Here is a 24,187-nt window from a genome sequence, read left to right as displayed (position 1 = left end):
AGCCTCCTTATATTTTATTTAAACAAAAAAGTTTTAGAACATCCATATATATTCTTATTCATCAATTGTTATTTCAATATCTAATTCTTTTAATTGTAATTCAGAGACATTTGAAGGTGCATTTGTGAGAAGACATTTTGCTTGTTGATTTTTTGGAAAAGCAATGGTTTCTCTTATTGAATCTGCACCAATGATCAGCATGGTAATACGATCCAATCCAAACGCTATTCCACCATGAGGAGGAGCACCCATTTCTAAGGCTTCTATTAAAAATCCAAATTTTTCATCAATCTCTTTATCAGTAAGTCCAACCGTTTTCAGAACCTCTCTTTGTAAGTTGGCTTCATGAATACGTAAAGAACCACCACCTAACTCCAATCCATTGAGAACTAAGTCATAAGCATTTGCTGTAGAGCTCTCAATTTCTTTTTTCAAGGTTTCAGAATCTTTAGATTTTATATTTTTTGGAGAACAAAAAGGATGATGTAAAGCTTCATATCTATTCTCATCTTCATTTCTCTCAAACATCGGGAAGTCAGTTACCCATAAGAAATTCCATTTACTTTTATCAACAAGATTTAGGTCTTTTGCGATATATTGTCTTACCCTATCTAATGACTGATTGACAATTTGTTTATCTCCAGCTCCTAAGAGGATTAAGTCTCCATCTTTTGCTTCTGTGATTTTTAAAATATCAGTAATATGATCTTCACTTAAATTATTTTTAATTGCCCCAATAGTCTCAAGCTCATCTCCTTTGACCCTTATAAAGGCCAAACCACCAGCTCCTGCATCTTGAGCTACTTGGAAGATGTCACCTCCTGGTTTAATTCTTACATTGCTAATACTTGAATTACCTCCTTTGACTGTTATGGATTTTATATAACCTCCAGACTTAATTGCCTTGGTGAAAATATTAAATCCAATATCACCTAATACTCCTCCTAAATCTTTTAATAACATTTGATATCTAGTATCTGGTCTATCAGTTCCGTAATTATCCATTGCTTCCTGCCATGACATTCTTGGAAAAGCATTATTAAAATTAATATTTAACACTTCTTTCCATATTTTTTTTATGAGACTTTCATTAAAAGAAATTATTTCTTCTTCACTAATAAAGCTCATCTCAATATCTAATTGAGTAAACTCTGGCTGTCTATCTGCTCTTAAGTCTTCATCACGGAAACATTTTGCGATTTGATAATACTTATCTAAGCCTCCAACCATTAGAAGTTGTTTAAATAGTTGTGGGGATTGAGGTAAAGCAAAAAATTCTCCATTTGAAAGACGTGCAGGAACAAGAAAATCGCGAGCGCCTTCAGGAGTTGACTTTGTAAGTAATGGGGTCTCTACTTCTGTAAATCCAAAATTATCAAGAAATTCTCTAGCAACTTTAATAATCTTATGTCTTGTTTTTAAATTTTCTAGTAATTTTCCCCTTCTTAAATCAAGGTATCTATATTTTAATCTGAGTTCCTCTTTTGTATTTTCATAATCATGAATAGACACTGGAAAAGGTAAGTTGTTTTTAATTTGGTTGAGAACTTGTAAATCTTTAACCTTAAGCTCTAGCTCTCCAGTACTTAAATTTGTATTTATGGAATCTTTGGGCCTTTCATTAATAATTCCGCTAACCATTATTACTGTTTCATTTCTTAGAGTTTCTGCCTGTTTAAATAGATCTGCACCATCATCGGGGTTAATTGTTATTTGTAGAAATCCACTATGGTCTCTTAAATCAATAAATATTACACCACCATGATCTCTTCTTCTATCTACCCATCCGCACAAATTAACTAATTTACCAATATCTGTATTATTGAGTTCTTTGCAAATTTTGTTTCTCATCTAAGTTTGATTTATTTATCAATAACTTATAATAATTCTTTAAGGGTAAATTTAGTTAATAATTTTTTTTATAAAATGCTCTCTTTGTTATTATCCCTTTGAATTTTTTGCCTCTTATTAATATTTGAACATCATTATTTATTAAGGCATGCGAAGTATTGATGTATGCAAAAGCTATAGCTTGTTGTTTAGTTGGAGACCAGCTGCCGCTTGTAATAGTACCGATATTTTCTTCACCTTTAAGAACTGCGCAACCTTTTCTTCCTATTGCTTTACCTTCTATAGAGAGACCAACTAACTTTTTTTGAATACCTAATCTTGACTGTTCTTCAAGAAATCTTCTTCCAAAGAATTCGTGATTATTCTCTAGATGTACTAGCCAGCCTAACCCTGCTTCATATGGAGAAGTTTTTTCATTTATGTCTTGACCATAAAGATGCATGCCTGCTTCAAGTCTAAGAGTATCTCTAGCTCCTAAACCACAAGGGGGAACATTTTTGGAAATTGAGAAATCCCATAAATTAATTGCAGCTTTTTTAGATAAAAGTATTTCTAGACCATTTTCCCCCGTATAGCCTGTCTTCGAAAAGAAAATTTTTTCTTTAGGCGAAATATGTTCAAAAATTTTATATTCGCATCCAAAGTTAGGGATATGTGAGATCGAAGATTCAATCCATTTTTCAAATAAATCGAATGAGTTTTTTCCCTGTAGTGCTAAAAGTACTTTGTCTTTTTTGAAGTTTGTTATCGAAATCTCAGAAATATTTAAACTATTTTTTATCCACTGAACATCTTCTTCATATCTACTTGCATTAACTATTAACAATAATTCTGATATGTCATTGTCTTGTATACCAAGGTCATAAATTATTAAGTCATCTATTATTCCGCCTTTATCATTCAGCATTACTGTATAAAGTCCCTGACCTTCAGAAAAGGAGTACAAATTAGTAGGAAAAAGTTTTTGAATATAATCCTTTGGATTGATTCCCTTGATAGAAATCACACCCATGTGAGAAATATCAAATAATCCTGCTGAAGATCTAACTGATTCATGCTCTTTAATTAATCCTGAAAATGATATGGGCATTTCCCAACCTGCAAAATCCACTAATTTTGCATTGGATTCAACATATTTTGAATAAAGAGGACTTTTTAGCAAATCCATGAAATATTTAGTTTGTATTTAGTATTTTTACACTGTAGTTTAGAAATTTGTTATTGCATATTTTCTAATGACAAAATTAAGCTTCTAAGTATTTTGGCTGCAACTATGCTACTTACTCCGCTTTTATCAATTTCTGGAGATAATTCCACAATATCTGAAGCCACAATTCTAAGGTCTTTTAAAGTTTTCAGTATTTCTTCAAAATCATTCCAAAAAAATCCTCCAGGTTCTGGAGTGCCCGTACCTGCTAATAAACTGGGATCAAACCAATCTAAATCTATTGTTAAATAGATTGGAGACTTAGCGTATGGTAGAAGAGCTTGTTTTAACTCATGTGCATTTCCGCCTGGACAAAAGTTTACTAATTGGTTGTTGTTATCCATAATTTCAAATTCTTCTTTAGTTCCACTTCTAATTCCTACTTGCAAAATTTTTTTTTCAGGTAGCACTTCTAAGCATCTTTTCATAGTACAAGCATGACTATGTTTATTCCCTATATATGATTCTCTTAAATCTGCATGAGCATCAAGTTGAACCAATATCAAATCTGGATATTTTTTTACCAATGCTTCAATAGCACCTCTTGTAATAGAGTGTTCGCCTCCAAGCATAATAGGACTAAGGCGTTTACTAATTAAATAATTTGTTGCTGATTTAACTGATTCAATAACAGACTTTGAGTCATTTTTATCAATTAGTATTGATCCAAAATCAACATACATAATATCCTCTAAGTCTTTTTTTATTTTTGGACAATATGTTTCTAAACAAGAACTGACCTGTCTTATTGCTTCTGGACCAAATCTTGCTCCTGGTTTAAACGAACATGTCCCGTCATAATTAACTCCAAATATACCAATTGAGCAATTCTCAGGACTTCTTTTTGCTCCCATATAAATTGCATTTTCGTTATCAAATAAATTTTTTGTCATCTTATAAATCTAGTTCTTTTACAATTTTATTTGGCATCATTTTAAATGCTGCATTTTGAAAATTTAAATTCCAAATTTCACATCCTTTTTCTATTTTTAGGACTTCATTATAATTTTGCGTTGATAAATTTAGATCTTCTGAAGAAGCAAACGTCCAACTCCAAATCCCGCTTGGATATATAGGCACAAATGAATACATAGTTTCAGAAACTTTAAATATATTTTTTAGGGTTTTCAAAATATTTATGTGAATATTTTTGAAGGATTCAGGAGATTCGCTTTGCGTTGCTAATACCCCACTTGGTGTAAGTATTCTTTTACATTCTTTATAAAAAGAATCTGAAAATAATAAATTTGAAAATTCTGAGGGATCTGAACTATCTATAAATATAACGTCGTAAAAATTATCTCTTGTTTTTTTTACCCATTTAACACCATCATCAACATGTATTGCTAATCTTTTGTCATTCCATGCTTCGCCTCCAATTTCTTTTAGAAATTTTTTAGATATTTTGATTACCTCTTCATCAATTTCTACTAGATCAATTTTTGATATTTGAGAATATTTAACGCATTCTCTTACAGTACCACCGTCACCACCACCAATAATTAATACATTAGATTTTCCGTCAATGCTACTTAATGCAGGATGCACAAGACACTCATGATAATATTTCTCGTCTTTTAATGAAGTCATCCAGCAACCATCTAACATTAAAGCTTTACCATAATATTCATTTTCAATAACAATAATTTCTTGAAATTTTGAGGTTTTTTTAATTAGAATTTTCCCACTTAGGCCGAATCTTGAGCCTTTATGATATTCATCGATCCATGTTGTAATATTTGTCATTTGCTTTTAGGAATTTTTCCTGCAATTTTTTGCTTGGCTATTTGCCAAAGCCTTTGAAAGTCTTTGGGAGTTTGTTTTTTCATATTATCTCCTGCATGCTCTTCGACGATTGAAAATCTGTCTAAAAATTTTATATTAGTTTTTTGAAGAGCTGATTCAGGATTGATCTTTAAAAAGTTTGCGAGATTAAGAAGAGTAAAGTAAATATCCCCAAATTCATTTTTTATCTCTGAATCATTTTTACTTTTAATTGCTTCCTTTAATTCATTAATCTCTTCTTCTAACTTTTTAAAAATATCATCAGTACTTTCCCACTTGAAACCATGTTCTTTAACAACATTTGTGATTTTATTTGTTCCAACTGTTGGCGGTAAATTTTTAATTTTCAAATTTAAATTACTACTAATAGAAGATTTCATATGAGGTGCTTTTTTTTCTAAATTTTTTATATTTACCCAAATCTGTTGTGATTTTTGTAAAGATACTTTTTCTTTTTTGTTAAAAATATATGGATGTCTATTAATAATTTTCTTGTTTAGATTTTTTATAACATCATTTAGTGCAAATTCTTTTTCTTCGTAACCGATTTCAGCATGAAGCATTACTTGTAATAAAAGATCTCCTAACTCCTCACATATGTTATCTGCATTTTTTTCATATATTGCATCTATAAACTCATTACTTTCTTCATACAAAAATGGGATCAACGATACATGAGACTGTATTTTCTGCCATGGGCAGCCCCAAGTTTTATCTTTTAATGCCTTGATATTAGATATTAAGATTTTAAAACTATTTATAGTCTCTAAATCGGAATTGTTTTCCAATTTATATCTATTGTTTGAGGACATAGGATATATTTTATTAATTAAATTTTGCCTCAATCATGAAATATTTAAATACTTAGTATAAAATTTTCAACTTCATCTATTAGAATGATCTATTATAAGGGCGATTAGCTCAGCGGTAGAGCGCCTGCCTTACAAGCAGGATGTCCCTGGTTCGAACCCTGGATCGCCCATTTATTATTTTTCTAATGACTGAGATCGTCAATCTTTCAATCAGTCAAAGTGCTGCTTCAGAACTATCTAGGCAAGCTTCTTTTGGAGGTTCCCCAGGAGAAATGTCGATTGATTTGGTAGAGGATAAAAATTGTTCCGAAGGATGGATGCATATTAAATTAAAGTCAGGTACATGTAATGGATCCCCTATTTCAAGAACTGAAGGAGTAACTTTATACGCTGATGTAAAAAAGTTTAATTTACTGAAAGATTTAAAATTAGATTATTACGGTGATTTGAGCGGTGGTGGATTTCTTATTTCAACACCAAAAAATGCAAAACGTTGTTCCTGTGGTTCTGGCTTCAAACTTTTGTAGAATGGATTTGTCTTTTTTTGCAAACTAATATTATTTTCATTAATTGGCTGCTCTCAAGATAAAATAAACAAAAAGTTTATTGAAATAAAATTTGCACATGACAGAGATGAATGATCAATTATCTTTCGAGAATTATTCACCTTTTGAAGTAGAGAAAAAGTGGCAAGAAAAATGGGAAAGTCTAAAGGCGTTTAGTCCTAACCCTGAGGATGATGGGGAGCCTTTTTGTATTGTTATTCCGCCACCAAATGTAACTGGATCTTTGCATATGGGGCATGCATTTAATACGGCTTTGATAGATGTTGTAATACGTTTTCAAAGACTTTTAGGTAAGAATGTTTTGTGTTTACCGGGAACTGATCATGCTTCAATAGCTGTTCAAACTATTCTCGAAAAACAATTAAAAAGTGAAGGCAAAACAAGCGAGGATATTGGAAGAGATGAATTTCTTAAAAGAGCATGGAACTGGAAAGAACAAAGTGGTGGAAGAATAGTTTCTCAATTAAAAAGGATAGGATATTCAGTTGACTGGACTAGAGAAAGATTTACTCTTGATCAAAAATTAAATGAAGCAGTTATTGAGGCTTTTAATATTCTCTATAAAGAGAATTTAATTTATAGAGGCGAATATTTGGTTAATTGGTGCCCTGAATCTCAATCTGCCGTAAGTGATCTTGAAGTTGAAATGCAAGAAGTAAATGGTCATTTATGGCATTTTAAATACCCTTTAATTTCTGACAGTGGTGAATATTTAGATAAGTACTTAGAAGTTGCAACAACAAGACCAGAAACTCTTTTGGGTGATACTGCTGTGGCAGTTAATCCTGATGATGATAGATATAAAGAATTTATTGGTGTCAAAGTAAAAGTTCCTTTCGTTGATAGAGAAATACCTGTTATCGCTGATTCACATGTTGATAAAGATTTTGGTACAGGTTGTGTGAAGGTTACTCCAGCCCATGATCAAAATGATTTTGCAATAGGAAAAAGGCATAATTTAAAACAGATTAATGTAATGAATAAAGATGGAACTTTAAATATTAATGCAGGTATTTTTCAAAATTTAGATAGATATGAGGCTAGAAAGAAAATTATCAAAGAATTGGATAACTTAGGACTTTTGACAAAAATAGAGGATTATAAACATACTGTTCCTTTTTCTGATAGAGGTAAGGTGCCAATTGAACCTTTATTGTCAACACAATGGTTTTTGAAAATGGATGATATATCACAAGGATGTCTTAATGAAATTGATTCTAAAAAACCATCTTTTATTCCTTCACGCTGGGAGAAAGTTTATAAGGATTGGTTAGAGAATATTAATGATTGGTGTATCAGTCGGCAATTGTGGTGGGGGCACCAAATACCAGCATGGTATGTTTTAGATGAATCTCAAGACTCAATAGAACAAAATACTCCATATGTTGTTGCGAGAAATGAAGAGGATGCCTTAATCGAAGCTAATAAAAAATTTGGATTAAATATTAAATTGGTTCGTGATAAAGATGTCTTGGATACATGGTTTTCAAGTGGTTTATGGCCTTTCTCAACCCTTGGTTGGCCAAATACAAATGATCCGGATTTTAAAAAATGGTATCCAAATAGTGTTCTTGTTACTGGTTTCGATATTATTTTCTTCTGGGTGGCGAGAATGACAATGATGGGGAATACTTTTACGAATAATATTCCTTTTAAGGATGTTTATATTCATGGTCTAGTTCGAGATGAAAACAATAAAAAAATGAGTAAAAGTTCAGGTAATGGTATTGATCCAATACTATTAATTGATAAATATGGTTCTGATGCTCTACGATTTGCTTTAATTCGAGAAGTTGCAGGCGCTGGACAAGATATTCGGCTTGATTTTGATAGAAAAAAAGATACATCTTCAACTGTTGAAGCTTCAAGAAATTTTGCGAATAAATTATGGAATGCGACTAAATTTGTATTAATTAATAAAACTTCTAATAATAATTATTTGCTTAATGAGAGCGATGAAACTTCTTTAGAGTTATGTGATAAGTGGATTTTATCGAAATTGAATCAGGTAAATATAAAAGTTGCTGCTTTGTTGAAAGAATATAAATTGGGAGAATCTGCGAAAATCCTTTATGAATTTACGTGGAATGATTTTTGTGATTGGTATGTAGAATTTGCTAAACAAAGGTTTAATAATAAAGAGACTAAAAATAGACAAATATCTGAAAAAGTTTTAATAAAAGTGCTGAATGATATTTTGGTAATGATTCATCCTTTTATGCCGCACATTACTGAGGAACTTTGGCATGTGCTGCAACTAAAACCAGATAATGCATTATTATCTCTTCAAAAATGGCCAATTCACGAAAATAAATTTGTTGATAATAAGCTTGATAATTCCTTTCAGCAACTCTTTGAAATTATTAGGCTGATTAGAAATTTGAAAGCTGAATTAGGTCTTAAGCCATCAGAAAAAGGTCCTGTATATTTAATTTCAGACAATGATGAATTGATTGATTTTTTAAAAACTTTAGTTGATGATATTCAAACCTTAACTAAATCTTCTGAAGTATTTATTTTTAAAACTAATGCTGTTGATAAAAAAGAGTTTGCTAAATCTTTTTCTGGGATAATTAGTGATTTAGAGGTTTACATACCTTTTCAGGATTTTGTAAATATAGATGCATTAAAGGAAAGGTTAACCAAGGATTTAAAAAAGGTGACTATTGAATTAGAAAATTTAAATAAGAGATTATCTAATAAAAATTTCGTTGATAAGGCTCCAAAAGATATTGTTGATGAATGCAGATTTAAATTAAATGAGGGTTCGGTACAAAAGGAAAGAATTACTAAAAAACTCGAACTTTTGAATTGAGAATGAATATATTTCTTGAAAATATTTATAATTTGTCTTTTTTTTTTAATACTGGAATTGGGATCTTTTCGTTTGTTTGTATTTATATTTTAATTGTTTTATTAATACTTCCAGCTTCTTGGTTATCTTTATTATCAGGTTTTTTATATGGCTCATATTTAGGATCAATTATCGTTTTCATTTCCGCTTCCATAGGAGCATCAGTTGCTTTTTTTGTATCAAAAAGTTTTTTTTCAAAAAATCTAAAAAATCTTTTTAGCCGTTATCCAAAATTAAGTGTCATGGAAAAAGTAGTAGAAAAAGGCGGACTTAAATTAATTTTTTTAGCGAGATTATCGCCGATATTTCCCTTCAGTATTCTTAATTATTTTTACGGTTTGAATAATGTTAAATTTAGAGATTTTGCTCTTGGTCTTCTTGGAATAATTCCAGGAACTTTTCTTTATTGCTCAATAGGTAGTTTGGCAAAAAGTATTCAGGAGTTAAAAAATGTGCAATCACCAAATAATTTATATGTTACTAGCATTGGAATTATTTCAACTTTTTTAGTTGTATATTTCTCAGCTAAATACTCCAGAGAATATTTTGAAAAATCCTAAGAATTTACTCTTTAATATTCCAATCTCTAATTGATGCAATTAAGATAAACCACAACAGTCTAAATTTACCTAGTAAGGTTTTGTTGGCTTCTAATTCGATATATTTTGTCTGTCCACAAGGTGTTTTTATGAATTTGAAAACTGTTTTCTTCGTCATTAGTCTCTCAAAAAGTCCTGATAATTATTCTTATATTTTATAGCCAAGATTTTTATTTTTTTATTTAAAAACCACTTTTTTCTTTGACTACTTTGTTGAATATTATTTTTTTAAATTTAAACTTTTTCTCCAGCTTTAAATCCTCTAAAGCATTTGAATCTAGGAAATCTAAGACTAAAAGCTACCGCATCCTTGGATTTTGTTTTAGCATCAGCTCTGATTTCTACAAGTTGACCAATAAGTTGACTCCGTTTTGACCAATATTCTTGACGTTGGATATCACTAAATCCACTTCCACAACTAAGACTGTACTCATGCCCATCATCTTCACCTTCTACTAGGATAGCTCCTAGTCTACCTTTATTGCGACCTGTGCCTTCCTCAACCGATACTACCTTTAAAGTGACTTCAATAAAAGGTTTTGCTTTTAACCAACTGTGTGTTCTTTTACATTCATACATAGCATCAGGATCTTTAATCATTACTCCTTCATATCCACCTTCCACGGCAGATTTATTCAGCTCTACAAATCTTTTCTGTCCCTCAATAGTGTCGAGATCTACATTTTCCCATTCAAGTGTTTGTATATGTTTTAGAAGCAAAGGATGTTTTGTTACCCATTCTTTTACTAATAAACTTCTTTTCGTTTGACTAGTGTTCCATTTCCCTTTTTGAAAGTTTTCAAGGGGGCATAAGTCAAATAGATGCAGAACTGCGTCTTTGGTTTGTTTGCCATCTTTTCTATGTACCTGTTTCATTAAATCTTGAAAGTTGGCACTCATTACTTCACCATCGAGAACTAAGTCATAAGGTGCTGGGTCTTTTTTTAAAACGTTTTCTATTTCTGAGATAATATGACCAAAATTATGGAATTGTTTACCATTACGAGAAAACATTTCTACTTTATTTTGTCTAATAATAGTTAAGACGCGTACACCATCTAATTTGATTTCAATTTGCTTTTTTCCTATCATTTTTTTTTCATGATTTGCACTGTCATGAGCTAATGGACAAGAAAAAATAGGAATAGCATATTTGGGAAATTTTTTTGCTATCTTGTTGATTGTTTTTTCAGATACACCACATCTAAGATCTTTAATTAAAACTCGTCTATAAAATCCATTCCACTCCTCTTTTTTTGCAGATTCCATAGCCGTAAGAATTGCATCGCGTGCAGCGTGACCAGTAAGTTCCCTTTGAATAAGCTTATTGGCTAATTTTCTAAAATCTTCCCATAAAAAATTTTGACTTTTTTCAGTCTCTTTCTCAGGAACAATTTTTACACCAAAAGTTACCAATGGATCAAGTGCCATACGGATGCCTTCAAAAAAATCATCTAGACCTTGTTCCATTGCTTCTGAGATGATCTTTTCTTTTTCTAATCTGCTTGGGTGTAATTCTAATTGATGTATTATTTCCTCTTTAAACAATTCTTTTTGCCTCACAAGAAATTATTAATTCACTTTAGCTATTCTGTCTATTTTCCAATCATTGTCAGTTTTTGCAAAAGTAAAATCTAATGGGAGCTCATCTTGTTTATCTTCTGATTTTAAATTCAAAGTTATTATAATTTGGTCTTCTTGGACTCTAGGCCTACCTGATTTTAAATTTCTATATTTATTGAGGTTTAAACTAGCTAAAAATTTAAGAAAGTCCTGGCGTTTAACATGAGTTTTATAAGTCTTTGTAGTCAAACCATAAGCTGCATCAATTCTGCCAGCAGCTATTTGATCAAAAAACTTTCTTACTAATGGATTAATTCCTCTGGCGCTTATAACTAATTTGACTGCATTAAAAGTCCAAAAAGAAACTAGTACTGCTCCGCCAACTAATAATGCTTTAATTCCGATATCTTTAACTAGTGTTGCATCCATGTTAATTTGAGTTTTTTATTACTTTAAGAAAAGAAATCGTTTTTGATGGCTTTTTTTGTCAAAATAATACTAATTTTAATCCATAATGCCCGTAATTCCTCTTTTACCCTTATTTCATAGATTTAATAGCAAATATTTTGAAAATTCTTTAACGGTTAATAATCAACCTTTAGTAAAAGTTAGATGGAGTGATAATAGATTAAAAACTACTGCTGGTTTTTATAAAAGAAAACGAATTAATGGTCTCGTAGATTCTGAGATTATCTTATCGAAACCTATTTTGAGTAAATTATCTAAAAATGAAATAAATAGTACTTTATGTCATGAAATGATTCATGCATGGGTAGATAGGATATTAAAAAAAAATGAGATACATGGCCCAAATTTCTTAGCAAAGATGAATGAAATAAATGAGAAAGAGAAGAGTTTTATAATTTCTGTAAGACACTCATTTCCTATTGAAAGGAGAGAATTAAAATATATAGGAACTTGTCAAAATTGTGGTGAGAAATTTTTCTATAGGAAAAGGATCAAGAATATTGCCTGTAAAAAATGTTGTGTAAATTTCTTTAATGGATCATGGAACAAAAACTGTTTAATTTTGTTTGATTAAAAATATAAGATGTGTTTTTGTTTCTATATTTGGAATTATTTATTTTTTTAATGTAATTTATATTTTAAAAAGCATAATAATTTATGGATTCAAACAGAATTAGAAATCTTAGAAATAGTTTTGATAGAAATATTGTTGATAAACAGGTTGATAAAATTTTTGAAACAGGAAGACAATTCGTTGATGGAGTATCTGGTGCTAGGCCAGGGAAAAGAAGGAATTCAGATTTTCAAGGAATAACAAGTAAGAGTGTTAAAAAAGTAGGAAGATGGGTATCCGAAAAAGTGGATTTATTTTTTGATGAAGATAATGATGATTGGCGTGATGAAAATTTTTACGATGATAACAACGATTTTAAGAATTTTACTAGAGAATCAAATCCTTATGAATCCGCCAAAGCGCACTCAAAAAGACCTTTAGAAGCAATATCTTTAAGGCAACCAAAAAGCTTACAGAAAACTGAGCCAAAAAAATTACCTTATGTGAAAGAGACTAAAGATGAAGATTGGCCAGATGAAATGGATTTTAAAGTTGAAAGATGGCAAAGAGCTTCAGGAAACGAGAATACTACATCAAGAGATCAATCAAACCAACAAGGTCAATCGAAATCAAGAAATCTCCCCAGATCAAGAAGAAGAAGAGTATAGTTTCTTAAATTCTTTAATTCCTGAATAACCCAATAAACTTTCTAGATGTGGATTAAAGACTTCTCTAATAATTGTTAGGGGCTTTTTGTCTCGAAAAAATCTATAATTTCTTGACCAGAATGGGCCTTTAAAACAAAATTGATCTTCTAACCAATTTGAATTTACAAGTGAAATTCTATCAACTTCTCTAAACAATTCAGATCTATCTTGTGTCAAATTCTTCCAAATTGGTTCTTCTTTGGCTTTTAAATTTTCATTCACTTGTTCTGCATTCCACCAACTTTCAGCCCAAGCTAGGTATTTATTATTGTTTTTAATCCATACTTGTCTTCTTATTAAAGGGCCATCTAACTGATTTAATTCTTTCGGACCTTCTTGAATGAATAGAGAATCTACTTCCATTGAAATTAATTTAATTTTCGTCTCTTGACTAGTTAAAAGCTGTAAATGTCTAGTTGGACTTCCATCCCCAAGCAGCATTAATTTCCATGGACCTGAAATCTTCGGTAATGAATTTTTCACTAAAAAAGTAGAGGCTTTTTCTTCCCATAAAATTTTTGGTGAGTTAAAAAGTTTATTATTCAGTGCTCTGACGGAATGCTTTTAAGATGATAACTTTTTTTCAGCAAAAACATTTGCATTTTCATTCTTTATTTCTCTTATTTTTAGCCAAACAAGTAATGCAGTTAAATCAGCTTTGCTTACTCCAGGAATTTTTGAAGCATCACCAAAATTTTTTGGCTTTATCTTATTCAAATTTTCTCTAGCTTCTAAAGATAATGTATCTATCTTTTCATAATTAATTTCTTGAGGTAGAGATTTACAGCTTTGACGATTTATTTGTTCAATGTTGTTTTTTTGTCTTTTAAGGTAACCCTCGTATTTAATATCTATTTCAACACCTTCTTGTATTGAAGAATCTAGATTTTTTTCAGTTAAATTATATTTAATTAGATCTGAATAATGAAAGTTTGGTCTTTTTAAGAGTTCTTTCAAAGTCGTTGAACCTTTGATTTTTGATCCCGTGTCTAATTCTATTTTTTTTGATGTTTCATCGGTATTTTTTAAACGGGTGTTATTTAATCTTAATTTCTCTTCTTCAAGGAGTTTCATCTTTTCTTGATAGGCCGACCATCTTTTCTCATCAATAAGCCCTATTTGATAACCTAATGGGGTTAATCTCCTATCTGCATTATCTCCTCTAAGAGTTAGCCTATATTCACTCCTACTAGTGAGAACTCTGTATGGCTCTTTGAGATCTTTGGTAATTAAATCATTAATCATTGTTCCTATATAGCTGCTTTCTCTAGTGAAAATTATTGGATCTTTTTTGTTTAGTTTTCTTGTCGCATTGACTCCGGCAACTAATCCTTGTGCTGCTGCTTCTTCATAACCAGTAGTTCCATTAATTTGTCCAGCGCTAAATAAATATTCAATTTCTTTCGTTTCAAGTGATGTTTGGAGCTGTGTTGCTGGTATGTAGTCATACTCGACAGCATATGCTGGTCGCAACATTTTACATTTACTTAATCCAGGTAAGGTTCTTAAAAGTTCTAATTGAATATTTTCGGGTAAACCTGTAGAAAATCCTTGTACATATATTTCAGGGGTATTAATTCCTTCTGGTTCTAAGAAAATTTGATGTGATTCTTTATCAGCAAATTTAACTATTTTATCTTCAATTGATGGACAATATCTTGGCCCTTTACTATCAATAAAACCGCCGTAAATGGGAGTTAAATGTAAATTGTCTCGAATGAGTTGATGTGTTTTAGAAGTTGTTCTTGTGATATGACAACTAACTTGAGGCATATTATTTTTGATATCTGGATCAAAAGAAAAATATTTATCCGCTGCAGTACTGGGTTGAATATCTAATTCATCAAAAATGATACTCTTTTTATCAACTCTTGCTGGAGTTCCCGTTTTTAACCGTTCTGTTTTGATACCAATTTCGTGCAAGTTTTGAGTAAGACCTTGTGCTGCTTGTTCACCCGATCTACCTGCTGACATTGATTTATTTCCTATCCATATTCTTCCTTCTAAAAAAGTACCAGCTGTAATAATAACTGATTTAGCTGAATAATAACTACCAAAGAATGTTTTTACACCTTTTATTCTTTTTTTTATGATTTTTTTGGAGTTCAATCCAATTTCTTCAGTTTTTGCAATATCCAGTTCAGTAATCATTGCTTCTTTTAAAGATAAATTATCTGTATTTTGAAGGATTTCGATCATCTTTTTTGAGTATTCTCTTTTGTCTGTTTGGGCTCTTAATGCCCATACAGCTGGTCCTCTACTAGCATTTAATATTCTTTTTTGAATAGCTGTTTTATCAGCTAATTTTCCAATGATTCCGCCTAATGCATCAACTTCATGCACTAACTGACTTTTTGCTGGCCCGCCAACTGCAGGGTTGCAAGGTTGCCAGGCAATCCTATCTAAATTGATTGTAAATAAGGCTGTAGAAAATCCTAATTTTGCTGTTGTTATAGCTGCTTCGCATCCTGCATGTCCTCCTCCAATAACGATGATGTCAAAAGATTCATTTGTTGAGTGATGATCTTGCATTTTAGGATCGATTTAATTAGCTAAATTCCTAAATCTCGTAAATTGAGGTTCAAATAATAATTTAACAGTTCCTACGGGTCCATTTCTATGTTTAGTGACAATGATTTCTGTAATCCCTCTATCTTCAGTCTCTGGATTATAGTATTCATCTCTATAAATCATTAATACTAAATCTGCATCTTGTTCAATAGATCCTGATTCTCTCAGATCGCTTAACATTGGTCTTTTATTCGTTCTAGACTCTACTCCTCTACTAAGCTGAGATAAAGCTACGACTGGTACTTTTAATTCTCTGGCCATGCTTTTGAGACCTCTTGTTATTCGTGAAAGTTCTTGCACTCTATTATCAGGGGTTGATCCTTCCATCAACTGAAGGTAATCAATCACAATTAATCCAAGTTCTTTTTTTTGTTCAGCTATTAATCTTCTGCACAGAGATCTCATCTCTAAAACACTTAAGTTAGGCTTGTCATCAATAAATATTGGTAGTTGACCTAGTGAATTGATACCTTCTCCAAGTAATGGCCATTCATCTTGCTGTAATCTTCCTGTTCTTAGCCTGCCACTTTCGATTCCAACTTCCATAGAAAGTAATCTATATGTCAACTGTTCTTTACTCATTTCAAGGCTAAATACACACACAGGTAAATCTTGGGATTGTGCAACATTTTTAGCCAGATTGAGAACTATTGAAGTTTTCCCCATGGAAGGTCTTCCAGCTACGATTATTAAATCACTTCTTTGAAAACCTTGAGTCATCGCATCAAGATCGTAGAAATTTACAGGAATTCCAGCTACTGAAGTACCTAATGATCTTGACTCTATTTCATTGAAAGTACTTGTAAGGATTTCAGCTGCTTGAGTTAGACCTTTTGAAGGTTTTTCTTGACTGATTTCAAATATTTTTTGCTCGGCTTTATCTAGAACTTCATTAGTATCTTGAGTTTGATCAAAACCTAGTTGAACTACCTCATTTCCAGATCTGATAAGTTGCCTTCTCATGAATTTGTCGTTAATTAAATTAGCAACTTGTTCTATGGAAGCTGTAGAGGAAACATTTTCAACTAGTTCTACTAGTTTGTTGTTCCCTCCAATTTTTTCTAGTGATCCATTATCTGCTAACCAAGCACTCATTGATGTTAAATCAGTTGGTTTACCTTGGGTATGCAACATTAATGCTGTTCTATAAATCTCTTGATGGGCATTTATATAAAAAGCTTCAGGTTTAATTAAGTCTGCAATTCTTCCAATTGCGTCTGGATCAAGAAGTATGCCACCAAGAACAGCTTCCTCTGCTTGAACATTTTGAGGAGGGACTAATCCAGCATTTTCACTATTAAAATCTTTTTTAAAATTTTTATTTTGCCCATTATTTGGAAAAGGTACTGAAACCATATCTTTAATTGCTTAGATATATACTCTGGCTACTTTTCAAAATAATGCAACAAATTGATTAACTTGTTACTTCAATATTTATTTCTGCATTTACCTCTGGATGTAATTTTATTTTTGCAGTAAAGGAACCTAAATTATGAATATCAGGAACAGTAATGTTTCTTCTATCAATTTCTTTTTTAGTTGCCGCTTCTATCGCTTCGGCAACATCCCCGTTGGTAACCGTTCCAAAAAGGACACCATCTTCTCCAACCTGTTTTTTTATAGTGAACCTACCTATTGTAGATAATGCAGTTTGGAAATCTAAAGCTTCTTGCTTTAATTTATCAGCAGCGATTTTTTCTTTTTCTTTCTTCCTTTCAATTTGTTTAAGGACTGCTGGTGTTACATTCATTGCCTTACCGTAAGGTAATAGAAAATTTCTTGCATATCCAGGTGCTACTTCAACTAGATCTCCTTCATTACCTAGTGATGCGATTGATTCAGTTAATGCGACTTGTATTCTTTTAGCCATGAAAATATTGAACAATATAGTTAATAATAAGACCTAGAGGGTAACTTTACTTTTTTTGCAAGACCAAATTTCGCAAGAATCTTAATATGTTCCCATGTTATGTCTATCTGACCTCTAAATAATCCTTGTTTTGCCGAATTGGGAAATGCATGATGGTTATTATGCCAACCTTCTCCAAATGTTAATGCAGCAACCCATGCATTGTTTTTCGATGAATCGCCACTTTCAAATGGTGCTTTACCCCAACAATGCGTCGCGGAGTTGACTAGCCAAGTTACGTGATAAACAACCACAAGTCTCAATGGAATTCCCCAAAGGACTAGAGCCCAACCTCCAACTCCTAATTTTTGACCTATTGCGTACAAAGAAAGTCCAATAGGAATTTGTAAGAATAAAAAATATTTATTTAGAAATCTATAGTATGGATCCTTGATTAAATCTGCACTTAGTTTTGGAACAGCTTTTAGTGCTTCAACGTCTTTAAACATCCAACCCATATGACTCCACCAAAACCCCTTTTTACTATTGTGATGATCTACTTCAGTATCTGAAAAAGAGTGGTGATGCCTATGCAAACCTACCCAATCTATTGGTCCATGTTGGCAACTTATAGCTCCACAGGTAGCAAAAAATCTTTCTAACCATCTTGGAACAATGAACGATCTGTGTGATAACAATCTGTGATATCCAAGAGTGACTCCTAAACAAGCCGTAACCCAGTAAAAAAATAATAATGAAGTGACTGCAGGGAGACTCCAAAATTTTGGTTGTATAGCTATAAGAGAAAGAATATGAATTGCAACCATAAAAACTATTGTCCCCCACGTTTTATGTAGTCTTGGAGGATATCTTTTTGAATGACTGGAAGGTTCCAGTAATTTTTCTGAGAGTTCTATAACTTTTTCAGCTGGAACAGGTTTTTTTAATTTTGCTGTTTCTTGGAAAATTACTGAATTCATGATATTGAAATACTATTTTCAAAATTACCGATATGTAATATTATCATACTATACTATTGATAAGTTTAATTATCTGTGAGTCTCGGATATCGCGATAAATTATCTAGAGGTCGAAGGGCTATGGCTCATTTGATACACCTTTGGCATGAAAGAAATGGATGGTCTCACAGAGTTTTGCCATTACTTTCTGAAGTTCTTGATTTAGGAAAAGTTCATAATTCGCAAATTTCTAATCTTAGGAATGGGAAGTTATCCTCGCCAGGTCCTGAAGTTTTTCTCGCTTTAGCTCAAGTTAATACGATTCTTGATCAAGGTATTGAAAAAATCAGGGATCGTTTTGAAACTGAACACCCAGAGTTATGGAAATCTTTGGAAGAGTCTGCATTACCCTTGAAAAATGATTCTGGTAATCCATTGTCCGCCGGGGAGTTATTCGAGATATTTTCAGGATTAAAATCTTTACCATCATCTTTTGACTGGTATATAGAAGATGAAGAAGCTTCTGCTTTAAGTGATGCTCTTTCAGTGCATTTTTGCCAGAATAAGGCTTGGAGATCATGTAAAATTAAGGTAATGGAAGCCTATGCTGTCAATAAATCTACCCGTAGAGAACGTTTTGCTGAGGTAATAGCAGGAATAAGAGATTATACGGCAGAAGAATTAGATGGAGAACTTCTTGATTTATATGAGGCTTCAAAAAAACTTTCTTATTTTCAGGGTAGGGGACCTAATGCTTTCCTCACAGAATTAAGAAATTTAGCTTCTGAAAAATAACATGAATTTTCAATATAAATGATGTTAAATAATAACTTAAAACTGGCTGAAAAAGCTGTTCTTTCTGTCGAAGATAGTTTAAGTAAAGTTTTCCAAGAAAGGTCCATTCAGGTTTCCCAGAAATTAGAAAATATTTTGACAATTTTTAAGGAAGAAAAAGTTTCGTCTAGTCATTTCAATCAATCTTCAGGTAGTGGTCATGATGATATATCTAGAGAAAAAATTGATGCGGTTTTTGCAAGATTGTTTCTTGCTGAAAAGGCAGCTGTGAGGATGCAATTTGTAAGTGGAACACATGCAATAAGTTCTGTCTTATTTGGAATTCTTAGACCTGGAGATGTAATGTTATCTCTTACAGGACAACCATATGACACTTTAGAAGAAGTCATAGGAATAAGGGGAGGAAATAAAGGGTCACTTAAAGATTTTGAGATTGCATATAAGCAAATAAATATATGCGAGAATTTTGATTCTTTTGAAGAAAAAATTGTTCATTCTTTTAAAGAAAATTCATGTAAATTAGTATTCATACAAAAAAGTTGTGGATATAGTTGGAGAAAGTCTCTGACGAATCATCAGATAGAGAAAATTTGTAGTTTAATTCATTCTCTTGATCCTAGCTGTATATGTTTTGTTGATAACTGTTATGGGGAGCTTGTTGAAGATAGTGAACCAATTTCTAAAGGGGCAAATATAATTGCTGGATCATTGATTAAAAATTTGGGAGGAACAATCGTTCCTACTGGTGGGTACGTTGCAGGAGATGCAGAGTTGGTTGAGATGGCATGTTCAAGATTAACTTCACCAGGTATTGGTTCTTCTGCAGGAATAAATTTTGGACTAGGAAGATTAATTTTGCAGGGTTTGTTTTTAGCACCACAAATTGTTCATGAATCACTAAAAGGTGCTGATATGGTTGCAGCAGTCTTTAAAAATTTGGGATTTAAGGTTTTACCAGAGCCAGCAACTTATAGATCTGATCTTATTCAGGCAGTAAGATTGAATAATCCTGATTTGGTACAAAAAGTATGTCAATCTTTTCAAAATTCTTCACCAGTAGATTCTTTTCTGAATGTTGTTCCATCATCAATGGATGGATATGATTCAAAATTATTAATGGCAGGAGGTACATTTATTGAAGGTAGTACAAGTGAATTTTCTGCTGATGCTCCTCTAAGAGATCCTTACAATATTTTTGTTCAAGGTGGTTCTCACATAGCTCACATCAAAATTGCATTAATTCGATTATTATCAGAATTATTAGAGGAAAAATTAATTTCAAAGGATTCTCTACTTCCTTTATCTACTTAATCATGTCTTACAAGTTTCCAGACAACCTCAAATATGCTGATACTCATGAATATGTTTTCGAAGAAAATGGATTATTAAAAATTGGAGTTAGTGAATTCGCTATAGATCAATTAGGAGATATTGTTTTTGTTGAATTAGCTGATCAAGGAGCGACTTTAGAGAAAGGCGAGACTTTTGGAACAATAGAATCAGTTAAGGCCGTTGAGGAAGTCTATCTGCCTTTTTCAGGGGAAATAGTATCTGTAAATGAGAGTGTTATTGAGAACCCTGAGCTTTTACAGAATGATCCGATTGGAGACGGTTGGTTAGTCATTTTGAAACCAGATTCAAAACCATTAATTGCTGATTTGATGACTTCTGAGGAATATCAATCAAAGGTTGTACCAAAATAAGGCAAACTTTTTAAAAAGAGCTATTTTAAAGAAAAATATTTTAATATGACATCTAAATTTGGGTCTGATTTGTTTATAGATAGGCATCTTGGGTTGGGAGATAATGATGAAACAATTATGCTGAAAAAGCTTGGTTTTAATAATATTGATCAATTTATAAATCAAGTTATTCCTGAAGATATTCAGCTTAAAGATAAATCTTCAGAAATATTACCTCAAGGTTGTTCAGAAATTGAGGCTTTAAATGAATTAGAAGAGATTGCGAATACAAATACTAAAATGAGATCACTAATAGGCCTTGGTTATTATGACAATCACATGCCTAAAGTAATCCAAAGACATGTTCTTGAAAATCCAAGGTGGTACACGTCTTATACTCCATATCAAGCAGAAATTGCACAAGGAAGATTAGAAGCTCTATTTAATTTTCAGACTATTGTTTGTGAACTAACAGGATTCCCTGTCGCCAATGCATCTTTGTTAGATGAGGGTACTGCTGCTGCAGAAGCTATGGCGATGAGTTTTTCCGCAAGAAAAAATAAATCTTCAAAAGTGTACTTAGTGGAATCAAATGTTTTTGATCATACTTTTAATGTTCTGCAAACCAGAGCAAAACCTTTGGGAATATCCTTAAAACGCTTTACTCAAAGAAACCTTCCTCACCATAATGATGTTTTTGGAATGTTGTTGCAATTACCTGGTAAAAATGGGGAATTATATGACCCCACATTCTTAATATCCCAAGCACATAGATCAGAAATTATTGTTACGGCATGTATTGATCCACTAGCACAAGTTTTGATTAAACCAATTTCTGAATTTGGTGTTGATGTAGCAGTGGGTAGTATGCAAAGATTTGGTGTTCCAATGGGTTTTGGTGGCCCCCATGCAGCATATTTTGCTTGTAGCGAAAAATATAAAAGGCTGATACCAGGAAGAATTGTTGGGCAAACTCTATCTAAAAATGGAGAAAAGTCTCTAAGACTAGCATTGCAAACAAGAGAGCAACATATTAGAAGGGAAAAGGCCACTAGTAATATTTGTACTGCTCAATCTTTGCTAGCCATAATTTCTTCTTTTTATGCTATTTATCATGGACCCTCTGGATTAACCCAAATTGCTAAGAGATTAGTGGAGTTGAGAATAAATTTAGAATCAAGTTTAGCTGCTTTAGGTTTTGACATCCCTGATGGGATTAGATTTGATAGTGTTGATGTTTATTCTGAGCACTCCCAGAAGATCCATAATGAAGCTTTAAAAAATGGCTATAACTTAAGAATTTTGCCGTTGGGATCAACTATTGAAAAGTCAACTGGCTTTGGGATCTCTTTAGATGAACTTAGTAATGAAAAAGAAATCAAAGATATTTTGACTTTCATAGCAAACCTTATAGAAAAAGAAGAAGATTTAGAGCATATAAAATTTGATAAAGTATTTCATCTTGAAAGTTTAGCCTTGAGATCCAGTGCATGGATGCAGCAAGATATATTCACAAATTACCAAAGTGAAACTGAATTAATGAGATATATATTCCGACTTGCAGAAAAAGATTTTTCTTTGGTAGATGGGATGATGCCATTGGGAAGCTGTACCATGAAGTTAAATTCTGTAGCAGAATTAAATCCAGTCTCTTGGGCTAATTTATCTTCAATTCATCCTTTTTCCCCACCAGATCAAACTAAAGGCTATTCAAAAATCATATCTGACCTAGAAAAATGGATAAGTGATATTGTTGGTTTGAAATCAGTTTCTTTTCAACCAAATGCAGGCTCTCAAGGAGAGTTTGCAGGTTTATTGGCAATAAATTCGTATTTTGAATCAAAAGGTGAACTATTAAGAAAAAAATGTTTAATTCCTAAAAGTGCTCATGGAACAAATCCTGCTAGTGCAGTTATGGCAGGTTTTGATGTGTTAAGTGTTGAATGTGATGACGAAGGAAATATTGATTTTCAAGATTTGTCGATCAAGGTCAAGAAATTTGATAACCAAATAGGGGCTCTTATGTTGACTTATCCCTCTACTCATGGAGTTTTTGAATTACAAATCAGAAAGATATGTGATTTAATTCACTCTGTAGGAGGATTTGTCTATTTAGATGGAGCAAATTTGAACGCTCAGGTTGGATTATGTAAACCGGGGGATTATGGTGTTGATGTTTGTCATTTGAATTTACATAAAACATTCTGCATTCCACATGGAGGTGGTGGTCCAGGAGTAGGTCCAGTTGCTGCATCAGAAACTTTAAGCCCATTTCTTCCTACTCATTCTTTAATGGATAATAATTTATCTAATTGTTCTAATTACGTATCTTCTGCTAAGCATGGGAGTGCAAGTATTCTTCCAATAAGTTGGATGTATATAAAAATGGTTGGTCTTAGTGGTTTAAGGAAAGCAACTGCTCATGCAATTTTATCTGCAAATTATATTGCGTATTCTTTAAAACATAAATTCAAGATTCTTTATAAAGGAAAAAATAATTTTGTCGCACATGAATGTATTTTAGATTTTAGAGATTTAAAATCCAAAACTGGTTTGAGTGTAAATGATTTAGCTAAACGATTAATAGATTATAGTTTTCATGCCCCAACTATAAGTTGGCCTGTTCCAGAGACCATAATGATAGAGCCTACTGAAAGTGAAAGTTTGGTTGAATTGGATAGATTTTGCGAGGCTATGCTATTGATTGGAGAAGAAATCAGCGAAATAGAAAAAAATAGTGAATTAAAGAATAATAATGTAATAAGTAACGCTCCCCACACACTGAAAGAGTTAATTGCTGATAATTGGCATTATCCTTATTCAAAAGAAAAAGCTTCTTTTCCTTATAAAACTCCAACATCTATTAAGTTTTGGTCTTCAGTTTCTAGGATCAATAATGCATATGGCGATCGCAATTTAATTTGTACTTGCAATGTAAATCAAGGAGAGACTTTCGAAGAAAAAAAATGTGCTTAAAGGACTAGCGTCCTTATATTTCCTTAGTTATTATCAGTGAGAATAAAAATTTAATATTTTCTTATAGAATTTTTTTAAATTTTTTTATTACAATATTCGAGCATCAAATTTTTTGGGGTATTTGAAGCTATGACCAAAGATTTTAAATCTGGTAATGTTAAGCACCTGCCAGTTAAAAATGTCGACTTACCAAATTTTGTCAATAATTTTTCAGGAGATCACTCAAACATTTGTTCCATTGAGGGAACCAATGTAATAAGAGTGCCCTTTGGTAAAAAATTTTCAAAGAAAAAAAGGCCTGAAAAGAATCAAAATATCGCTACTCTAATTCTTCCTTTAAGTTCTTATAACAGTCCTACGCCTCCACATGTAGCATAATTAAGATTAAGT

The 24,187-nt window shown here is 32.0% G+C and carries 23 protein-coding genes and 1 tRNA gene; 11 read left to right on the top strand and 13 right to left on the bottom strand.

Annotation, left to right across the window (positions count from 1 at the left end; translation table 11 throughout):
• Positions 1-54 precede the first annotated feature (54 nt).
• Genes aspS through mazG form a run of 5 tightly spaced genes read right to left on the bottom strand, consistent with a single transcriptional unit; the run spans position 55 to position 5,655 of the window.
• Positions 55-1,851, bottom strand: a complete 1,797-nt coding sequence (gene aspS / locus HA145_RS09400) for an aspartate--tRNA ligase (RefSeq protein WP_209128873.1) — start codon at positions 1,849-1,851, stop codon at positions 55-57.
• A 55-nt stretch (positions 1,852-1,906) separates the two neighbouring features.
• The gene (gene gcvT / locus HA145_RS09395; protein WP_209128872.1) at positions 1,907-3,019 is read right to left on the bottom strand and encodes a glycine cleavage system aminomethyltransferase GcvT; all 1,113 of its coding nucleotides are present in this window, start codon (positions 3,017-3,019) and stop codon (positions 1,907-1,909) included.
• A 50-nt stretch (positions 3,020-3,069) separates the two neighbouring features.
• On the bottom strand, positions 3,070-3,951 hold the full coding sequence (speB, locus tag HA145_RS09390; RefSeq protein WP_209128871.1) for an agmatinase: 882 nt from the start codon (positions 3,949-3,951) through the stop codon (positions 3,070-3,072).
• Position 3,952: 1 nt separating this feature from the next.
• Positions 3,953-4,804, bottom strand: a complete 852-nt coding sequence (gene speE / locus HA145_RS09385; protein WP_209128870.1) for a polyamine aminopropyltransferase — start codon at positions 4,802-4,804, stop codon at positions 3,953-3,955.
• Positions 4,801-5,655, bottom strand: a complete 855-nt coding sequence (mazG, locus tag HA145_RS09380; protein ID WP_209128869.1) for a nucleoside triphosphate pyrophosphohydrolase — start codon at positions 5,653-5,655, stop codon at positions 4,801-4,803. The genes speE and mazG overlap by 4 nt, the downstream gene beginning before the upstream one ends.
• Before the next feature lie 98 nt (positions 5,656-5,753).
• Between mazG and HA145_RS09375 the strand changes: the two genes are divergently transcribed.
• From HA145_RS09375 to HA145_RS09360, 4 genes are all read left to right on the top strand, one after another.
• Positions 5,754-5,825, top strand: a tRNA-Val gene (locus HA145_RS09375).
• On the top strand, positions 5,796-6,182 hold the full coding sequence (locus HA145_RS09370; protein WP_209128868.1) for an AIR synthase: 387 nt from the start codon (positions 5,796-5,798) through the stop codon (positions 6,180-6,182). Before HA145_RS09375 ends, HA145_RS09370 begins: the two co-directional genes overlap by 30 nt.
• Positions 6,183-6,279: 97 nt before the next feature.
• The gene (locus tag HA145_RS09365; RefSeq protein ID WP_209128867.1) at positions 6,280-9,036 is read left to right on the top strand and encodes a valine--tRNA ligase; all 2,757 of its coding nucleotides are present in this window, start codon (positions 6,280-6,282) and stop codon (positions 9,034-9,036) included.
• 2 nt (positions 9,037-9,038) lie between these two features.
• A complete protein-coding gene (locus tag HA145_RS09360) occupies positions 9,039-9,635 on the top strand; it encodes a TVP38/TMEM64 family protein (protein ID WP_209128866.1) in 597 nt (198 codons plus the stop codon).
• Between the two features lie 4 nt (positions 9,636-9,639).
• On the opposite strand, the gene HA145_RS09355 is transcribed toward HA145_RS09360, so the two are convergent.
• The 3 genes from HA145_RS09355 to HA145_RS09345 all read right to left on the bottom strand — a co-directional run bounded on the left by HA145_RS09355 (position 9,640) and on the right by HA145_RS09345 (position 11,666).
• Complete coding sequence (locus HA145_RS09355; protein ID WP_209128865.1) at positions 9,640-9,792, bottom strand: hypothetical protein; 153 nt, start codon at positions 9,790-9,792, stop codon at positions 9,640-9,642.
• Between the two features lie 116 nt (positions 9,793-9,908).
• Positions 9,909-11,222, bottom strand: a complete 1,314-nt coding sequence (locus HA145_RS09350; RefSeq protein ID WP_209128864.1) for an RNA ligase family protein — start codon at positions 11,220-11,222, stop codon at positions 9,909-9,911.
• Between the two features lie 24 nt (positions 11,223-11,246).
• Positions 11,247-11,666 (bottom strand): hypothetical protein, encoded by a 420-nt coding sequence (locus HA145_RS09345; RefSeq protein ID WP_011819289.1) that lies wholly within the window; start codon positions 11,664-11,666, stop codon positions 11,247-11,249.
• A gap of 85 nt (positions 11,667-11,751) precedes the next feature.
• On the opposite strand from HA145_RS09345, the gene HA145_RS09340 reads away from it, so the two are divergent.
• Together HA145_RS09340 and HA145_RS09335 are read left to right on the top strand one after the other, a co-directional pair.
• A complete protein-coding gene (locus HA145_RS09340) occupies positions 11,752-12,279 on the top strand; it encodes a SprT family zinc-dependent metalloprotease (RefSeq protein WP_209128863.1) in 528 nt (175 codons plus the stop codon).
• An 83-nt stretch (positions 12,280-12,362) separates the two neighbouring features.
• Positions 12,363-12,926, top strand: a complete 564-nt coding sequence (locus HA145_RS09335; protein ID WP_209128862.1) for an RNA helicase — start codon at positions 12,363-12,365, stop codon at positions 12,924-12,926.
• On the opposite strand, the gene HA145_RS09330 is transcribed toward HA145_RS09335, so the two are convergent.
• Genes HA145_RS09330 through HA145_RS09310 form a run of 5 tightly spaced genes read right to left on the bottom strand, consistent with a single transcriptional unit; the run spans position 12,906 to position 18,365 of the window.
• Complete coding sequence (locus HA145_RS09330) at positions 12,906-13,481, bottom strand: chorismate lyase (RefSeq protein WP_209128900.1); 576 nt, start codon at positions 13,479-13,481, stop codon at positions 12,906-12,908. The two genes, HA145_RS09335 and HA145_RS09330, sit on opposite strands and share 21 nt — an antisense overlap.
• Positions 13,482-13,529: 48 nt before the next feature.
• Positions 13,530-15,497, bottom strand: coding sequence for a tRNA uridine-5-carboxymethylaminomethyl(34) synthesis enzyme MnmG (gene mnmG / locus HA145_RS09325; protein ID WP_209128861.1), 1,968 nt, complete (start codon positions 15,495-15,497; stop codon positions 13,530-13,532).
• Between the two features lie 12 nt (positions 15,498-15,509).
• Positions 15,510-16,892 carry a replicative DNA helicase gene (gene dnaB / locus HA145_RS09320; RefSeq protein ID WP_209107105.1) on the bottom strand — a complete coding sequence of 461 codons (1,383 nt, stop codon included), beginning with the start codon at positions 16,890-16,892 and terminating at the stop codon, positions 15,510-15,512.
• 58 nt (positions 16,893-16,950) lie between these two features.
• Positions 16,951-17,406 carry a 50S ribosomal protein L9 gene (gene rplI / locus HA145_RS09315; protein ID WP_209128860.1) on the bottom strand — a complete coding sequence of 152 codons (456 nt, stop codon included), beginning with the start codon at positions 17,404-17,406 and terminating at the stop codon, positions 16,951-16,953.
• Between the two features lie 20 nt (positions 17,407-17,426).
• On the bottom strand, positions 17,427-18,365 hold the full coding sequence (locus tag HA145_RS09310; protein WP_209128859.1) for an acyl-CoA desaturase: 939 nt from the start codon (positions 18,363-18,365) through the stop codon (positions 17,427-17,429).
• 75 nt (positions 18,366-18,440) lie between these two features.
• On the opposite strand from HA145_RS09310, the gene HA145_RS09305 reads away from it, so the two are divergent.
• The 5 genes from HA145_RS09305 (at position 18,441) to HA145_RS09285 (ending at position 24,175) form a co-directional block, all read left to right on the top strand.
• Entirely contained in the window at positions 18,441-19,139 is a 699-nt protein-coding gene (locus tag HA145_RS09305) for a hypothetical protein (protein ID WP_209128858.1), read from the top strand.
• 18 nt (positions 19,140-19,157) lie between these two features.
• Positions 19,158-20,450, top strand: a complete 1,293-nt coding sequence (locus tag HA145_RS09300) for an aminotransferase class I/II-fold pyridoxal phosphate-dependent enzyme (RefSeq protein WP_209128857.1) — start codon at positions 19,158-19,160, stop codon at positions 20,448-20,450.
• Between the two features lie 2 nt (positions 20,451-20,452).
• Positions 20,453-20,842 carry a glycine cleavage system protein GcvH gene (gene gcvH / locus HA145_RS09295; protein ID WP_209128856.1) on the top strand — a complete coding sequence of 130 codons (390 nt, stop codon included), beginning with the start codon at positions 20,453-20,455 and terminating at the stop codon, positions 20,840-20,842.
• 45 nt (positions 20,843-20,887) lie between these two features.
• Positions 20,888-23,797: an aminomethyl-transferring glycine dehydrogenase gene (gene gcvP, locus HA145_RS09290; RefSeq protein ID WP_209128855.1), complete on the top strand. Its 2,910-nt coding sequence runs from the start codon at positions 20,888-20,890 to the stop codon at positions 23,795-23,797.
• Positions 23,798-23,926: 129 nt separating this feature from the next.
• On the top strand, positions 23,927-24,175 hold the full coding sequence (locus HA145_RS09285) for a hypothetical protein (RefSeq protein WP_209128854.1): 249 nt from the start codon (positions 23,927-23,929) through the stop codon (positions 24,173-24,175).
• The last annotated feature ends 12 nt before the right edge of the window (positions 24,176-24,187 follow it).

It is taken from the genome of Prochlorococcus marinus XMU1411 (assembly GCF_017696075.1).
GTDB classification, from domain to species: Bacteria; Cyanobacteriota; Cyanobacteriia; order PCC-6307; family Cyanobiaceae; genus Prochlorococcus_A; species Prochlorococcus_A marinus_V.
Note: the sequence above shows the minus strand (reverse complement) of the source record. Positions and strands in the feature narration are given on the sequence as shown.

What these genes read in the sequence shown, in the direction of transcription:
- HA145_RS09370 (WP_209128868.1), top strand. Translation starts at nt 5,796, where the DNA reads ATGTCCCTGGTTCGAACCCTGGATCGCCCATTTATTATTTTTCTAATG.
- dnaB (WP_209107105.1), bottom strand. Translation starts at nt 16,892, where the DNA reads ATGGTTTCAGTACCTTTTCCAAATAATGGGCAAAATAAAAATTTTAAA.
- gcvT (WP_209128872.1), bottom strand. Translation starts at nt 3,019, where the DNA reads ATGGATTTGCTAAAAAGTCCTCTTTATTCAAAATATGTTGAATCCAAT.
- HA145_RS09345 (WP_011819289.1), bottom strand. Translation starts at nt 11,666, where the DNA reads ATGGATGCAACACTAGTTAAAGATATCGGAATTAAAGCATTATTAGTT.
- HA145_RS09355 (WP_209128865.1), bottom strand. Translation starts at nt 9,792, where the DNA reads ATGACGAAGAAAACAGTTTTCAAATTCATAAAAACACCTTGTGGACAG.
- mnmG (WP_209128861.1), bottom strand. Translation starts at nt 15,497, where the DNA reads ATGCAAGATCATCACTCAACAAATGAATCTTTTGACATCATCGTTATT.
- HA145_RS09285 (WP_209128854.1), top strand. Translation starts at nt 23,927, where the DNA reads ATGACCAAAGATTTTAAATCTGGTAATGTTAAGCACCTGCCAGTTAAA.
- rplI (WP_209128860.1), bottom strand. Translation starts at nt 17,406, where the DNA reads ATGGCTAAAAGAATACAAGTCGCATTAACTGAATCAATCGCATCACTA.
- HA145_RS09335 (WP_209128862.1), top strand. Translation starts at nt 12,363, where the DNA reads ATGGATTCAAACAGAATTAGAAATCTTAGAAATAGTTTTGATAGAAAT.
- HA145_RS09340 (WP_209128863.1), top strand. Translation starts at nt 11,752, where the DNA reads ATGCCCGTAATTCCTCTTTTACCCTTATTTCATAGATTTAATAGCAAA.
- HA145_RS09365 (WP_209128867.1), top strand. Translation starts at nt 6,280, where the DNA reads ATGACAGAGATGAATGATCAATTATCTTTCGAGAATTATTCACCTTTT.
- HA145_RS09360 (WP_209128866.1), top strand. Translation starts at nt 9,039, where the DNA reads ATGAATATATTTCTTGAAAATATTTATAATTTGTCTTTTTTTTTTAAT.
- HA145_RS09300 (WP_209128857.1), top strand. Translation starts at nt 19,158, where the DNA reads ATGATGTTAAATAATAACTTAAAACTGGCTGAAAAAGCTGTTCTTTCT.
- HA145_RS09310 (WP_209128859.1), bottom strand. Translation starts at nt 18,365, where the DNA reads ATGAATTCAGTAATTTTCCAAGAAACAGCAAAATTAAAAAAACCTGTT.
- mazG (WP_209128869.1), bottom strand. Translation starts at nt 5,655, where the DNA reads ATGTCCTCAAACAATAGATATAAATTGGAAAACAATTCCGATTTAGAG.
- speB (WP_209128871.1), bottom strand. Translation starts at nt 3,951, where the DNA reads ATGACAAAAAATTTATTTGATAACGAAAATGCAATTTATATGGGAGCA.
- gcvP (WP_209128855.1), top strand. Translation starts at nt 20,888, where the DNA reads ATGACATCTAAATTTGGGTCTGATTTGTTTATAGATAGGCATCTTGGG.
- gcvH (WP_209128856.1), top strand. Translation starts at nt 20,453, where the DNA reads ATGTCTTACAAGTTTCCAGACAACCTCAAATATGCTGATACTCATGAA.
- speE (WP_209128870.1), bottom strand. Translation starts at nt 4,804, where the DNA reads ATGACAAATATTACAACATGGATCGATGAATATCATAAAGGCTCAAGA.
- aspS (WP_209128873.1), bottom strand. Translation starts at nt 1,851, where the DNA reads ATGAGAAACAAAATTTGCAAAGAACTCAATAATACAGATATTGGTAAA.